The 15,843-nt window shown below is 58.2% G+C and carries 9 protein-coding genes; 5 read left to right on the top strand and 4 right to left on the bottom strand.

Annotated elements, in window-relative coordinates:
* Positions 1 to 81: 81 nt before the first annotated feature.
* Both N675_RS09465 and N675_RS09460 read right to left on the bottom strand, forming a co-directional pair.
* A complete protein-coding gene (locus N675_RS09465) occupies positions 82 to 2,406 on the bottom strand; it encodes a DUF2298 domain-containing protein (RefSeq protein ID WP_038039125.1) in 2,325 nt (774 codons plus the stop codon).
* The gene (locus N675_RS09460; protein WP_038039123.1) at positions 2,403 to 6,860 is read right to left on the bottom strand and encodes a DUF2298 domain-containing protein; all 4,458 of its coding nucleotides are present in this window, start codon (positions 6,858 to 6,860) and stop codon (positions 2,403 to 2,405) included. The genes N675_RS09465 and N675_RS09460 overlap by 4 nt, the downstream gene beginning before the upstream one ends.
* A 63-nt stretch (positions 6,861 to 6,923) precedes the next feature.
* Between N675_RS09460 and fmt the strand changes: the two genes are divergently transcribed.
* From fmt to N675_RS09435, 5 genes are all read left to right on the top strand, one after another.
* Positions 6,924 to 7,952, top strand: a complete 1,029-nt coding sequence (gene fmt / locus N675_RS09455) for a methionyl-tRNA formyltransferase (protein WP_231577993.1) — start codon at positions 6,924 to 6,926, stop codon at positions 7,950 to 7,952.
* Positions 7,924 to 8,592: a deoxyribonuclease V gene (gene nfi / locus N675_RS09450; RefSeq protein WP_051914531.1), complete on the top strand. Its 669-nt coding sequence runs from the start codon at positions 7,924 to 7,926 to the stop codon at positions 8,590 to 8,592. The genes fmt and nfi overlap by 29 nt, the downstream gene beginning before the upstream one ends.
* Before the next feature lie 383 nt (positions 8,593 to 8,975).
* The gene (locus N675_RS09445) at positions 8,976 to 10,616 is read left to right on the top strand and encodes a thiamine pyrophosphate-binding protein (RefSeq protein ID WP_051914530.1); all 1,641 of its coding nucleotides are present in this window, start codon (positions 8,976 to 8,978) and stop codon (positions 10,614 to 10,616) included.
* Positions 10,613 to 11,407 (top strand): peptidoglycan editing factor PgeF, encoded by a 795-nt coding sequence (gene pgeF / locus N675_RS13735; RefSeq protein ID WP_051914529.1) that lies wholly within the window; start codon positions 10,613 to 10,615, stop codon positions 11,405 to 11,407. The genes N675_RS09445 and pgeF overlap by 4 nt, the downstream gene beginning before the upstream one ends.
* Before the next feature lie 19 nt (positions 11,408 to 11,426).
* Positions 11,427 to 12,221, top strand: a complete 795-nt coding sequence (locus N675_RS09435; RefSeq protein WP_051914528.1) for an MBL fold metallo-hydrolase — start codon at positions 11,427 to 11,429, stop codon at positions 12,219 to 12,221.
* Here N675_RS09435 and N675_RS09430 read toward each other — a convergent pair.
* The gene (locus tag N675_RS09430) at positions 12,204 to 14,012 is read right to left on the bottom strand and encodes an ABC transporter ATP-binding protein (protein ID WP_051914527.1); all 1,809 of its coding nucleotides are present in this window, start codon (positions 14,010 to 14,012) and stop codon (positions 12,204 to 12,206) included. The genes N675_RS09435 and N675_RS09430 overlap by 18 nt on opposite strands.
* The gene (locus tag N675_RS09425; RefSeq protein ID WP_051914526.1) at positions 13,982 to 15,781 is read right to left on the bottom strand and encodes an ABC transporter ATP-binding protein; all 1,800 of its coding nucleotides are present in this window, start codon (positions 15,779 to 15,781) and stop codon (positions 13,982 to 13,984) included. The genes N675_RS09430 and N675_RS09425 overlap by 31 nt, the downstream gene beginning before the upstream one ends.
* Positions 15,782 to 15,843 lie beyond the last annotated feature (62 nt).

Below are 15,843 nucleotides of genomic sequence, written 5' to 3'. Positions count from 1 at the left end.
GCGCGACGTACTGATGGAATCCCCCTTCTTCGCGTCCCTACCTCACGCGAAAACAGCCAGGACTTTCCTGGCATAGCGTTCTTATGCTAACATGCTTCCCCGCTCATCGTCAACGATACTCTCGTGCGGAAGACGCTGATAGATTGCGACGTCGCCATCGGCAAAAACACGTTGCCAGCCTGCTTGCTGCAAGGTTTGCTCGAGTGCCGCTGGCTGGACGGTGCCATCGATTGGACAGCCTGGGCCAAGCCCCACGCGCTCAAGTGTGCCAATGTAGATATACGTGACGGGAACGCGGCGAAGCAGTGCGGTTACCGACTGCATACTTGGCATGGTATACACTGCCGTTGCCAGTTGACGGCGTTGGCTCAATTCTTGAAGCTGCGCCGGACTGCCCCGTCGCCACTGATATTCGTGCCCAAACCAACCAGCGACCGTTGGAATACCAGTGGCCATTGAGACACGATTCTGGGGTAAGCCATTCGTTACACCATACGAGCAACCGGGCAGTTCAAGTACGGTGGCATTCGTCGGCGCTGTTCGAGCAAGCCAGTTGATCGCCTTGGCCTCTGATGGCGAAAAGCGTTGGATATAGGCTAACCCATCAATCCCCTGCCAGCGCTCAAAGCCATTTGTCCATTTCCATGCTGACAGCGGAAGATACGTCAAGGTCGCAAGGCAGCCAACAACGACAGCAGCACGTGAAGCCGGGACAAGCCAGCGTCGAATCTGTCCGAGATGCGTCAGAAGTGCAGGCAAGCTGCCGCCAAGAATGAGCGCGTGGATCGCCCAGACCTGGAAATACACTTTGAAGACCGTGTTCATGCGATCGCCAAAGACGTCCTGAAGATAGACCAACTCGACAGCGATAATCAGCCCCCACGCAAGGGCGAGCGCACCGAGAACGAAGCGCGTTGCAGGCTGCCAATCACCAATCCAGGCACTCAATGCAAGCACAACAGCTGGAAGTCCGAAGAGGAACAACGCGGGGAAATGCGTCGCAAAGCTCAGTACTGCAACCACTCCCGCGATGATCGCTGCCAGGAACGGCGAGGGTCGCAGTCGCTCCGGCAACCCGCGGAACGCGACGATGGTCCAGCCCCAGCCGAGGAGGAGAAAGAACCCATGCACAAGTACAAGGCTACTTGCACTACTGCGATTCCAGATAACGATCCCAAACGTTCGGATGATGGTGCCAAGAATGGGAAACTGTGCAAGCGCTGGTGGAAGCACAGATGGATCAGCGCCAAATGACGGAATATAGAGACGCGTGAATGGCAACGCTGCGAGGGCGAGCCCTGCAACCGTGGTGGCATAGGCAAGCGCTCGGTAGACCCAGCCGGCAGTACGCGGGGCCAGCAGAGCAGAAACAGCGAGGAGCGCAAGGCCGGTTGGCATGTCCCAGGAATTCGTGGCGTCGAGCAAGCCGAGCGTGCCCGCCGCCAGGCCGAGTGCCCATGGTTGCTCATAACCTTGAACAAGCGCTACGGCAAGGCCGATCACCAGCAAGAAGAACGGCAGATCAAGCAGGTGAGGGTGAAGGTCACCGAGAACGAACGAGAAGGCAGGAAATTCGTTAATCGTCTGGTGGGGCTGATTGCCAAACGGAAACCCCGTATCAATGATTACGCGAGAAGCGTTCCACCCGATCCCCTCCCACCACGACTGTGACAGCGTCTGGTGCGGACGTGTCAGCAATCGCCATGGCGTAACGAGGTTGCCGAGAAATAAGAGAAAGAGGCAACTGAACGCTCCACCCAACCAGACCGGCCACGCGGATGAGGATGGACCAGCAAGGAAACGAGCGAGATTCGCCCCGACACTCACACTTGCAACGAGGCAAAGGGCAAAGAGTGTCGCAAGCGCGAGCACAAAGGCAATGCCCGGCGGCGCACCAGCCAGCTTAGCGAGGGCGCCCATCATGATATAGCCAAACGTGTAGTAATTTGCTGGCTGTCCAGCAAACCAGGGGTCAGGCAATGGTAAATGATTGGTCCGGATGGCACTGGCCAAGAAAGCCAAATCCATCGGCTTTTCGGTATAGGCGATGTCCGGCTGAAAGCCGCGGAAGCCGAGATAGGCCAGGAATCCGAGCAATGTCAATGCTTCGTAGAGCAATGCCCGGCGCCACTGTGACCGCAAAATCAGGCGCGCAACGGGGCGGAACAATTCCAGTCCCCAACAGAGGGCGGCAACACCGCCGAGCGCCACCCATAGTGTCACTGGCTTGAAAGGGATGGGGAAGAAGCTGGTAAGCCACCACACTGGTCCAAGCATGACGACCAGCCCAACGATGCGCAGCAGACCGAGTCCAGCATCAGGTAAGCGGGACAACGCGCGTGCAGTCAGTGGGTAGGCTGCCCATCCCAACGCCAACAGCACGAGATACCAGAGTATGACCGTCATGAATGCTGACCCGTTTCTCCTATAGCCGGAGGCAAAGTGGGGAAAGGCAAGACTTCCCAAATGATCGTTCCATCACGATCAAAGACCCGGCGTAACACGGTACCTTCAAGCTGCGTGAACGCGTCAATTCCGGCGGCAGAGGCATAAAGCTCTTCTGGCTGGCTTGCTCCAGCCACCGGCGGATCGAGCCGCCAGTGCCGTTCCACGTCGCCAACGATGATGTAGTGCACGCCAAAGCGGCGTAACAGTGCCACTTTGGTCGTAAGGTTCGTCTCCTGATAGATTTGACGGACCAGCACCATTCGTTCGTCGACTTCCGTACTCATCCGTTGCTGGCGTTCATGTCGATCCCAGCCGAGGACATCGGGCAATCCCGTCGCCGCTGAGATGCGTGCGCCATCTCCTCGATAGGGACCAATGCTTGCTTCAAGGACAACGGGATTGCCTTGTGCATGGTCGCGAAGCCACTGAATGGCTTCATAGTCTCCAGTCAAGGAAATCGGTTCCCCCCGACTATTTGGAAAGACTGCGCCATTCATCCAGGCAAACCCATCGAGGCTTCCCCACGGCGTCGTTGGCATCCGCTGGGCAAGACGCTGCGGTGTGCCCAAGAGAGGATAACCGAGCCCAAGCACAATGGCGAGGAGTGCCCCCGCAAAGGACCAGCGAGCAATACCGCGGTCAGGCTCAGTAGCGGTCTGGGACGTATCGTCAGTTGTTGACGACGGCGGAAGATAGACTGCCCCCAGGGCAACGCCCGGCAACGAGCGTTCAGTCCACACCTGGCTCGCGAGCCAGGCAAAGGCCACCCCGCCTGCAACGCTCACGAGCAGCCATGCTTCAAAGTAGAACTTGAAGACCGTGTTCATGCGCTCCCACGGAGAGTTATACAGGTCGTCACGGACAAGCACGAGGTCAGCAAGCAGCGTAATCCAGAGCGCACCAGCTGCAGCGCATAGGGCAAGCAGTGCCGCCCCTTGTCCGCGAAACCGAAGCAGAATGGCGAATGTCACCCCGAGTGCAGGAATAAAGAGCATGCCCGCTGTCGGCCGGATGATGACAACCAATCCTGCACCAACGCTCGTCAACCCAAGAATCAGCCAACTTTCCCAGGTTGCGGGAAGTTCTCCCACCAATTGTTGGAACAACAATGGCATGAGCGCCGCTTCGGCGAGCGTGATGAGGAAGGCTGGCACATTGACGGCAGGGGTCCACTGGGGCCAGAAATGGCTCACCGCAATTGTCAGCGCAACGCCTCCAAAGATTGCAACGACCGGGAAGATCATAGTCAACCAGGGCACATGCTCACGAAGGGTGAGCCAAAGCAGCACTGCCTCGACCAAGACTAAGAGGGCAATGCCGTAATGCGCCAGATACTGGAGTGGCGGTGTACCAAAACGCGTTACCGCTATGCCACTGACCGGTGCAATGAAGTGCGCGTAGAACGGCTGGAACAGCCATCGCGCCAGCACAATGAGCACACCAGCTTCGCAACCTGTTGCCGCAAGCGCGCCAAGCCAGCGCTGCCATCGGCCAGCCACGTGTCGGAGGGGTGCTCCAGCGTAGAGCACCAGGAGGATGGTTGCAAGGGGCAAATCCCACGTATTCGTTACCATAATCGTTCCAGCTGTGAATGCGGCAACACCGCTCAGTACGAGTTGGTCGAGACGTAGCCGGCATATCGGTGCCTCGACAAGAACACGTTGTGCGAGAAGACAAAGCAACAATGCAAGGAAAGGCAGCGCAAGCGCATGCGGATGCAAATCAGCCCAGAGATACGTGAAATACGGGAATTCGGTAATCGCATTCGTGACGACGCGAGAGCTTTGCCAGAAATCGATGGTCAGGCTGTGTTTCTGCACGACCTGGGCAAGGGGGTCCAGATTACCACTGAGTAATCCCAAATAGACGGTTACTGCTCCGGACAGGGCAGCCCAGCGCACCACGTTCGGACGCTGGTACAGGAGCCAACGGCCGAGCGTTGCCCCAAGGCTAAAGAGCGCCCCACCGAGCATGCCGGCGAACGTGGCAACCGTCAGCTGGAACGCAACCTCGGGGCGAATCCCGGTGAGCTTCCATAAGAAGGCGGCGAGATAAAAGCCATAGTAGTAGTAGTTCATCGTGCCATCGGCCAGCCACGGGTCATACGGTGGGAAATGGAGACTTCGAGCGATGGCGAGGGTATAGGCCATTTCCATCGGCTTCTCACCATCGAAGATCGGATGCCAGAGATCAGGATCGAGTGCGCGCAGAAGCAAGAACAGGCCGAAGCATCCCCAAAAGGCGGCAAGGCTGCCCCACCGTAACGGTGAAAGCGTTCGCGTTGGCGCAGGTTGCATGCTGCGTAGAAGCACGCGACTTCCAAGCCCAACCAGGGCGATGGGAAGCAGGAGCCAGGGCATCGAGAAGGGAAGCCAGCCAATTGCAACGGCAATCCACGTAAGATATCCAACGAGCACGAGACTCAGCAGGACGACCAAGCCGTAACCAGCATCGGCAAAAGTACTGAAGAGTTGCACGGCAAAGGGCTGAACAAGCCAGCCGAGCCCACAGACAACGATGACCCACCACAGCACCGCAAGCAGTTGAAACCGGGTGAGGGGTGCAGACCACCCAAGATCATTGGCAACCGGAAGCGTATCCGCTGGCTGGCCAAGACGCACGCGATACGCATCTGGCATAGTCCGCTGAGGATACCAGGGTTGAGACATTGCCCAGGCGAAGCGCTCCTGGAGTTCGGCCGTTGAAAGTTGCTGGACCTTTCGGTAAATCCGTACATGGGGATGGTCGTAGACGCTAAAGCTCTCGTCGGCATCGATGTCGTTAAACTGCAGCGGCCCCAGATGCGGGACAACATGCCCTTCATAGACAAGCTGAAAGCCAAGCTGTCCATTCTCCAAAAGCCGATAGTATTCGCTTGTGACAGGATAGCGCCAGGGCACGCGCGGAATGGAACGTGCCAGGCGATCACTTGACAGAATGATATAGTCAACGTTTTGTAGCTGCTGTGCAATGTAGGCAAACGCTTGATCATTCGGTCGGACATCGTAAAGCGTCAATGTTACCTGGTGATAGGCCGTACCTGGCCATGGATGACCAGGCAACGGGAGTGGAAGGGGATCGTCCCAATGCTCAACTCCGAGCGTGGCGCCAGCTGGAATATTGGCGTCGATCCAGGCAGAAGCTGCGACCCGCGTATTTGGCTCAGTGTAGATGGAAAGAAATGCCACAGCCCAACCAGCTGTCACCACGACCACAGCAGCGGTTATCCCCCAGATCGCGACTGGAGCCCAGCGATGCTTCCAAACGGTCTGCAGCCATCCTGGTAATCCGCTTGCTAGCACCAGCAACGGTGGCACGAGGGGTAACAGATAGCGGAGAAACTTCATCTCCGCAAACATGGTGCTCGCGCTGTAGACGATGATCCAGACGACAAGGATGGCCTCAGCAACGCGGCGTTCGCGTGTGGCACGCCATATGCCGACAGCGAGACCAAGCAGCGATGCAAGTCCAAGCGCTGGGCCGAATCCCCACCGGACAAGCTGCTCGACCTGATAGAACACTGGACGCGTGCCGATGTACTGCAAGGTATAGGGAACGTCAATACGGCCCGTCGCGATTCGCCACTGGGTGATGGCATCCGTGAGATAGGGACGTGGTCGCAGCAGCGCATACGGCTCGAACAGCGCAAAGATGACCAGGGCACCAACCGCTGCAGTAAAACTCCAGTCAAAAAATTTCTGCCACCGATTGCTTGAGGCTCGCCGCGCGGTCGACGCGAGTGCGACGACGATCGGGACAACCAACGGTGCGACGCTGACTTTACAGGCCAGTGCGGCCCCATATGCCATGCCGAGCAAGCCAGCGCGCCACCACGATGGCTTTTCGATGAAGGTAACAGCGAGAAACAAGCTGAGGGCAACGAAGCAGGTTGTCCAGGGATCGGTCACGAAGAAATGGGCTTGTTGAATTGCGATAACACTCAGAGCAGCCAGGAGTCCAGCCAGCATCCCAGCTATCTGCCCATACAGCCGACGGGCAAGCAGCATCGTGAGCAGAACCGTTACGGTATCGACTAGCGCTGAGCTGAACCGGCCAACGTGAGCCAGTTGCACAAGGGATAGCGACGGAATTCCAGTAACCGTCCCCCAAAACCAGCCCATGACCTTGAGTAGGATAAGCGGCAAGGCACCATAGGCATACGACTGTGGGTGCCCATCTGGGCTGTCTGCCCGAGGATTCAGCGGACTTTTCGCTGGATCAAGCAGAACTGTCCACGACTGGTGTGGCAGATGAATGCGGTCATGCGCCACCATCAGAATGAAACGCTCATCAGGATGAAGCAGAAAGCCATCGTCCCAGTTGAGGCCGAAGAGGCGAACGCCAAGTGCCAGCCCACAAAGAGCCAGCGTTGCAAGCCACCAGCCTACCTGTTCACGACGCTGCTTGCTCATCACCGGTGATCCTCGATGGTGCAACTCCTCCGGCGCGCGGTAGACTCTCCGAGAGGATAGCGCATGGTAGACGATGCTGACGAGTTGAGCATGGGAGAGCACCAACAGCAACCAATCCGAACAATGTTCTTCGGCACACCTGATTTCGCCGTGCCAATTTTGCGCGCGCTTGCACAGGATCCGCGCTTCAGCGTTGTCCTTGTTGTTACCCAGCCCGATCGGCCGTCAGGTCGTGGTCGAACAATGACGCCACCACCAGTAAAACAGCTTGCCGATGCGCTGGGCCTGCCGGTTTTCCAGCCCCGAACGCTCCGTCACGCTGACGTCCAAGCGACACTCGCTGCTGCTCAACCTGATCTTGCTGTCGTTGCAGCCTACGGACTCCTTTTGCCACGACCCGTGCTTGATCTTCCACCTCATGGGTGTGTCAACGTTCACCCCTCCTTGCTCCCACGGTATCGCGGTGCAACACCAATTCAGGCTGCTTTGCTCAACGGCGACAGCGAAACAGGCATAACGCTGCTGCTGATGACAGAGCGGCTTGATGCAGGGCCAATTCTTGCTCAGTGGGTTCTTCCAATTCAGCCCGATGACACAGCTGGAACCCTTCACGATCGACTCGCGGCATTCGCAGCAGACCACGTTCCGGATGCGCTTGTCGCGTGGGTAACAGGGAAGCTTATTCCGCGTGAGCAAGATGAACGGCTTGCAAGCTACACCCGTCCACTGACGAAAGAGGATGGGTGCATCAACTGGACGCGTCCAGCCGTTGAGATTGATCGGATGGTTCGGGCATTCTCCCCGTGGCCCCGTGCCTGGACGCAGGTTGAACAAAGCCGGCTGATCATCTTGCGCGTTGCGCTGGCAGCGGACCATCCGTCACTTGCACCGGGGGAACTCTGGCCGGCAGCTGCGGGACTGCTCGTTGGCACTGGGAGCACCCCCATCGTCCTTCTCGAGGTGATTCCTGAAGGCCGGGCTGCGATGTCAGGGCTTGCCTGGTGGCGTGGCGCCCGACTGCCACCGGGAACACGCTTTGCCGCCTGCGAGAAAGGTCAAACCGATGGCAGCCGTTTCCCCCGAAACGCTTGAAACGTTGGCAGCACAGCAACGCGCGCTTGCCCAACGCGTCCTCGAATGCCCGCTGCCGAAACCGCCCCAGTGGCTTGCCGGCGCTGATGTCCATCTCCTAGGTAATCAGGCGGTTGCGGTTGTTGTCATACTCGACGCCGCGACACTTGCCGTGCACGACGTTTGCACCGCCACAGTCGACATAACGTTTCCGTACGTTCCTGGATTTCTTTCGTTTCGCGAAGCGCCGGCGGTGCTCGCCGCGCTTGCCAAGCTTTCGCAGCCGCCAGAGTTACTCTTCATTGATGGTCAAGGCAAAGCGCACCCACGCCGATGTGGGCTGGCCTGCCATATTGGCGTAACCTGCGATCTTCCCACGATTGGTGTGGCGAAATCCAAGCTATGCGGCGTTTACCATGAGCTCGGGAACGATGCTGGCGCCACCGCGCCTCTCATTGATCACGGAGAAGTTGTCGGCATGGCAGTGCGCACACGCACGGGTGTCGCACCCGTTTTCGTTTCCGTTGGTCACCGCATCACGTTAGGCGAAGCCGTCGACTGGGTGCTGCGCACCGCTCGCTACCGCATCCCAGAACCGACACGTCAAGCGCATCGGTACGCGCAACAAGCCGTTGCTGCATTCCGCGCTCAGTCGCCATAGCCCTTCCCTTTCCAGGATTCCTTTTTGCGGATAAGCACACTTATGCGCAATGAGGGCAAACCGCACGACGACAAGACTCTGCTCGCTGTTCCGCGGCGAACGGGTCACCAACTGGGCACCCACGCTTGGGAATACGCGTAATACGACGCGATTCCTTCGTCTGGTGAGCGGTGATCAACCCGATAGTGCACGAATGCTCGCCACACGCGGCAATGCTGTGCTCGGTTGCGGGCACGATGCACACAGCGATATCGCACATCACCCGCGATACACAATGTTGACAGCGACACGATGGGACAATATGGAACGTGGGCGTTCGCATTACAGCGCAAGCCGTTATACTACGCACGGGAACAGGGAATGACTGAAAGGATGTGTTATCCGTGGAGGTGGCCGCAAAACCGGCAATCCGTGGAGCAGCAAGTATTGTGCGTGCACTTGAGGCCCACGGTGTCCGCTATGTCTTCAGCATCCCCGGTGTGCATACACTTTCTCTCTACCGCGCCCTCGATGACAGCGCAGTCATACAAACCGTGCTGCCACGCCACGAACAAGGAGCTGGCTACATGGCCGATGGGTACGCGCGCGTCTCGGAGGGCGTTGGTGTCGCCGTGACCATTACCGGACCAGGCGTCACCAATATCTTGACGCCAATTGCGCAGGCTTTTGCCGACAGCTCACGCGTCTTTCTCATTGCCACGAATCTTGAGCGTCCATTTCTCAATCGACTGGAAGGCAACTTGCACGAGCTGACTGATCAGCTCGCGGTTGTCAGGCCTGTCGTCAAGTGGGCATATCGCGCAATGACGGCAGACGAACTCGCACCGGCAATTGCCGAAGGGTTTCGGCAGCTTTGGACAGGCCGACCACGCCCAGTGTACCTCGAAGTCCCGCTTGATCTTCTCGATGAAGCAACAGCGCTGGCAGTTGAACCAGCCACGCCACCTCCTCCAAGCGAGCCTGCCCCGCACCTGATCGAACACGCTGCACAGCTGCTGCGCAACGCCAAGCGCGTCCTTGTCTTTGCAGGCGGCGGCGCCGTCTCCCGACGGGTTGCCCCGCTCCTGAAAGAGTTTGTCGAGGCTATTGGTGCGGTTGTCCTCACTTCGCTCATGGGCAAAGGGGCATTGCCGGAGGATCATCCACAGGTTGCCGGCGCCTTTGGCTACCGATGGTCACCAGACAATCCCGTTGTTACCCTCATGGAGCGTTCCGACCTTACCATCGTCATCGGCAGCGGGCTTGGTGTGCGCACTACAGCCAATGGCACAATGCCACTCCCAACACCGCTCATTCACATTGACATCGATGAGCACGAATTCGGCAAGCGCTACCAACCGGATGTCGCGCTGGCAGCTGATGCTGCCGTTACGCTCAGCGCACTGCTCGCTGCAGTCCACGCGGGAGCTCGTCCACGTGAGGGGTGGACACCTGAAGAGATTGCGCCTGTCAAGCACGCTCTGCGAACTCCCCCAGATGAGCGTACAGCACGGTATGTGCCGTACCTTGAAGCAGTCCGTGCAGCCCTCCCGCGTGAGGCGATTATCGTCAACGATATGACCATGCTTTGCTATGAAGGCGTACGGTTCCTTCCTGTCTATGAACCTCGCAGCTATCTCTTCCCACGCGGTTTCGGTACCCTCGGCTCTTCGCTGCCCACTGCAATCGGCGCCAAGCTTGCGCGTCCTGATGTACCGGTCGTTTCGCTGAACGGAGACGGCGGTTTTCAGTTCACACTCGAAGAGCTCGGTGTCTTAGCGCATTATCGTTTCCCGGTCATCGTGGTGATTTTCAATGACAGCACGCATACAGCTGTGAAAGTCGCGATGCACCGGGCTTATCCTGGGCATTATCGTGATGTCGATTTAGTCAACCCAGATTATGTCAAGCTTGCAGCGGCATATGGACTGACCGCTGTCCGCGTCGCGTCTCCGAGCGAGCTTGAAGTCACGCTGCGACACGCCGTGGAGGCTAACGAGCCGATGGTCATTGATGTCCCAATTGCACTCGAGCGGTATGCATGACCATGCACGGAATGGTGCATCCACAACGCTCTCGGCTACTCAGCGACCTTGGAGTACCACATGGCATAACGACGCGGACTACGGTCCTGCCCGACGATGGCGACGTGAGTTTTGTTACGGCGCCAGCATCAGCACGGGCAAATCGTCAAGCGTGGTGGCGTGCGCTGGGACTCCCGCTTGAGCGAACAGTTTGCGCACAGCAAGTCCATGGCAATGCAATTGCCTGTGTCGATGAACGGGATGCTGGCCGCGGAGCATGGTGCTATGAGGAGGCAATTTCTGGCGTCGACGGGCTGATTGTTACAGCACCTGGAATTCCTGTCGCCGTGTTCTGTGCTGACTGCCTTCCGATCTTGCTCTATGCTCCGCAACGGCCCATTGCCGCGGCAATCCATGCTGGATGGCGCGGGACAACGCAGGGCGTGGTTGTACGTGCGCTTGAGATGCTGATGACACGGTATACTGTGCAGCCACGTGACCTTGTGGCTGTCCTGGGCCCCGCGATTGGCTCATGCTGCTACGCGGTCGGCGAAGAGGTCATCACGGCTTGGCGTGCCCTCGGATTAGCCAACTGGGAAGCAGCTGTGGAGTGGCAAGATGGCCACTGGCGTTTTGATCTCAGACAGGCAGCGCAACTGGTTCTTCAAGCGTATGGCGTCCCTGCCGAGCAGATTGAGTGTGTTGGTGGTTGCACCGCGTGCCACCCGGACCTCTGGTTTTCCCATCGCCGGCCAGTCGGACACGAGGGGCGTTTTGCTGCGGTGATCATGATCCCAACCATGACCGAATGAGAGACAAGGGGTTAGGTAGATGCAGATTATTTGCCTCGGCAGTGGCAGCAGCGGCAACGCGTTTTTCATTCGCCAAGGGACGACAGCGATTTTGCTTGACGCGGGGCTCCCGAGCACAACGGTGCGGCGGCACCTTCGTGCCTGTGGTATAAGCATGCAGGCAGTTCAGGCGATCGTACTCTCACATGAGCACCATGATCATGTTCGCGGCTTAGCTGGACTGCTTGAGGACGATCCCCGCCCAATCATCGCCACGCGTGGGACATGGCAGGCCCTGAACCCGGGAACCGGCTTGCACTGGGTGCTACTTCAGCCCGGCGTCCCTCTAACCCTTGGGGACATTGTCCTTCATCCCATTCCCGTTACACACGATGCAGCAGAACCGGTGGGATTTCTCATTGAAGATGCGACCACACGCATTGCACTCTTCACTGACCTCGGTAACGTGACCACAGAAGTTGTTACGGCATTGCGCTCTGCTCACCTCCTCGTGCTCGAAGCCAACTACGATACGGAACTACTCCGCCGCGGCCCCTACCCGCCCTGGCTCAAAGCGCGTATCAGTAGTCCGCTAGGTCATCTCAGCAACGAGAGCTGTGCTCAGGCCCTCCGCCGCGCAGTCCATGCCCCACACCAAGAGATCTGGTTGGCGCATCTCTCAGAGCAGAACAACGCGCCGGAGATTGCTGAACGGTGCGTCCGCACTGCGCTTGGCGCAATACCGAATCCCATTCGGGCACTCCCGCGTCGCGGTCAACCAGTAGTCTGGGATTCAAGTACGCAGCCAGTTCAGCTCTCACTCCGCTTCAGCTGACACGCCATTCGCCTGTCGTTGCTGCAGCCGGTACAACCGCGCGTAGTAGCCATTCTGGGCGAGTAATTCTTCGTGGCGGCCACTCTCCACGATCCGGCCTTCATGCAAGACGATAATCCGTGAAGCATGCCGGACTGTCGAGAGACGATGGGCAATGATCAACGCTGTGCGACCAGCCAGCAGGAGACGAAGCGCTCGTTGGACAAGCAATTCGGTTTCCGTATCAACGTGCGCAGTCGCCTCATCAAGAATGACGATGCGCGGGTCAGCGAGCAGCACGCGTGCAATCGTGATCAGCTGGCGCTGTCCAACTGAGAGCCCTCCACCATGTTCGTAGAGCACTGTGTCGTACCCTTGGGGGAGGCGAGCGATCATGGCATCGAGGCCAATTGCCTTACAGACGGCGACGACACGGTCAAACGGAACATTGGGATTACCGTAGGTCAAGTTCTCGAGTACAGTGCCAGCGAAGAGAAACGTATCTTGTAACACGAGGCCGATCTGGCGACGCAGCGATGCCAGCGTCACATCGCGGACATCGTACCCGTCAATGCAGATAGCCCCACTCCACACGTCATAGAAGCGAGGTAACAACGCCGCGATCGTCGTTTTGCCAGCGCCAGTCTCTCCCACTAACGCCACCGTTTCGCCAGGTGCAATGGCAAAGGTAATGTCGTGCAGGACTTCTTGCCGCCCATACCCGAAGGAGACATGATCGTAGCTCACTTCACCACGAATCGGCGGCAGCTCTTTTGCGTCTGGGCGCTCTTCAACATCCGGACCGACCCGGAGAAGCTCAAAGATGCGCTCTGCGCCTGTCGAAGCTGATTGCAAGGTATCAAAGCGCATGCCGAGCGTCTGAATCGGGTCATACAGGCGCGAGACATACGCGGCGAAGGTCACGAGCTCGCCAATGGTAAATGCCTGGCCGCCGAGGACGAGCCAGCCACCAACGCCGACGATCAAGGCGGTTGCCACGCCTTGCATTGCCTGCACCGCTGGAAAGAGCATCGAGGAGAGACGAGCAGCACGCAGGCTCTCCTCAAGATAGTCCGCGTTGATCGCTCGGAGTTTCGCAAGCTGGCGTGGCTCTTGCACAAACGCCTGGATCACCCGAATGCCGTTAATTGTCTCGGCGATGTGCGCATTGAATCGGGCCACAACGAGTCGCACTGCCCGATAGGCCACGACGGCGCGACGCTGCCAGAGGACGGTGCCAATGGCGAGGACTGGCAGTGTGGCGAAGGCTACCAGCGCGAGACGCCAATTCGTCACAGTCATGACCACAATGATGCCAACAAGCGTGAGGAGATCACTGATCACGCCAATCAAGCCATCGCTGAAGAGATCGTTGATCACACTCACATCGTTCTGGAGCCGTGACATGACAGCGCCGATACCCCGCTGATCAAGAAAGCGGAGGCTGATGCGTTGCAGGTGAGCAAATAACTCGAGTCGCAGGTCATACACCAGTTGCTGGCCAACCGCTTGCGTGAAATACAGTTGCCCGATATTGGCTACGAAACGGCCAGCGAGCACGCCAACCAGCAAGAGTGCTGCGGCATTGAGCCCACGGCTCCCGCCCAGGCCAAAGAAACTCCGCTGAGCACGAACAATATCAATACCGAGTCCAAACAGATACGGGACGAGGAGATCAGCAAGCGCGCTGAGGAGCATGAGGCATGCGGCGAGGAGCACCATGTGCCGGTAGCGAAACAGTCGGGCAGTGAGCTGAAGAATCGCTTGCCGGTTCGTTGGCGTTATCCGCGACGCGGCTGTGTCTGCTGCCACTGGAGTGCCTCTCCCGCCCAATCAACACCCTCGCCAATCACGTCCTGCTCTGCCTGCTGCGTGAAGTACAGACGCGCATAGAGACCGCCACGTGCTAAGAGCTCAGCATGTGTGCCACGTTCAACAATCCGCCCGTGATCCATGACAAAAATGATGTCAGCATGCTCGAGCGTTGAAAGTCGGTGGGCGATAATGAACGCCGTTCTGCCTTGCAGGACAGTAGCAATCGCCGCCTGGATCGCACTGTCGGTTTCCGCGTCAACGCTCGACGTTGCCTCATCGAGAATCAGAATGCGCGGATTCATCAAAATGGCGCGGGCTAAGGCAATGCGCTGCTTTTGTCCACCCGAGAGCGATACCCCGCGTTCACCAACCAGCGAGTCATAGCCGTCCGGCAGGGCCATGATGAAATCATGCGCCTGGGCAAGCCGTGCTGCCTCAATGATTTCTTCCTCAGTCGCATCAGGGCGGCCAAAGGCAATGTTCTCACGAATGCTCATGGCAAAGAGCAACGGCTCTTGCTGCACAACTGCGATCGCGCGTCGAAGCGAAGCGAGGTCATACTCGCGCACGTCGACGCCGTCGATCAAGACAGCACCCTCAGAGGGATCGTACAGGCGAGGGATGAGGGCGGTGACCGTCGTCTTCCCAGAGCCAGTTGGACCAACAAGGGCGACATGAGCGCCAGGGGGCACCGCAAAGTCGACATCGAGCAAGCTTGGCGGCCCTTGCTGATCATAGTGGAACACGACATGGCGGAACTCAACTGCCCCACGAATGTGGCTCGCATCTTTGCCATTGGCCGGGCTTTGAATCGTTGGTGCAGTATCGAGGACTTCGAAAATCCGTCGTCCTGCGGCAATCGCCCGTGCGACGTTACTGACAATCGAGCCGAGCAGTCGTACTGGTTGCACGGTTAAGAGTGCAAAGAAATAGAAAGCCGTGAGTTTGCCAACAGTTAAGCGCCCAGCTAAGACCTCATGGCCGCCGTACCAGAGCAGCAAGGCTGTGCCACTACTGCCAAGCAGTGCAGCGAGGGCAGTGTAGCCAGCCGACCACCAGGCAACCCGAAGCGACAGGCGTTGCAAGCTATCGAGCTCGTGGGCAAAACGATCAATCTCCCAGTTTTCGCGAGCAAAAGCACGGACAACACGAACGCCCGCCAGGTTTTCCTGCAACTTCGTTGTGACAACGCCAAACTGTTGCTGCACTGCGAGATACAAATGCCGCATTGTAGCGCTAAACACGCCGGTCGCAAGTGCAAGGAACGGAACGAACCCGAGGGTTAACGCAGCGAGTCGCGCATCCATCGAAAAGAGCACGATGGCAATCGCCGTCAGTGTTGCACCACTTTGCAGAATGACCCGGGGACTGAACCAGAAGAAGCGGCGAATCGCACTGATATCTTCCGTCAGTCGTGCCATGAGCTGGCCGGTGTATGTCACATCGAAAAAGCTGGGAGAGAGGTAGAGCAAGTGAGCATACAGCTCTTCCCGCAGCCTTGCTGCGATCCGCTCAGCGAGTGCTTGAAACGCGTAACTGCGCGAATACGTGAGTGCCCCTTGCGCCAGACCGGCGAGCAAAATTGCCACAGTCGCAATTGCCAGAATCGCTGGCTGATGTTTGGCAATGCCCGTATCAATCGCCCAGGCGGTCAGTTGCGGCGCAGTGAGTTGGGCGGCAATTGCAGCGAGGAGGAAGAGATACCCAGTACAAAGCGTCTTCCAATATGGCTTCAGATACCCCAGCAGACGGAACAGGACAGCCATTGAACCCCGAAGCTGGCCCCCTTCCTGCTCACAGTATGACACGGGTGACACGGAAAGAGAAC

Source organism: Thermorudis peleae, from assembly GCF_000744775.1.
GTDB classification, from domain to species: domain Bacteria; phylum Chloroflexota; class Chloroflexia; order Thermomicrobiales; family Thermomicrobiaceae; genus Thermorudis; species Thermorudis peleae.
The sequence above is the reverse complement of the archived record's forward strand: the minus strand, read 5'-3'. Positions and strand labels throughout refer to the sequence as shown.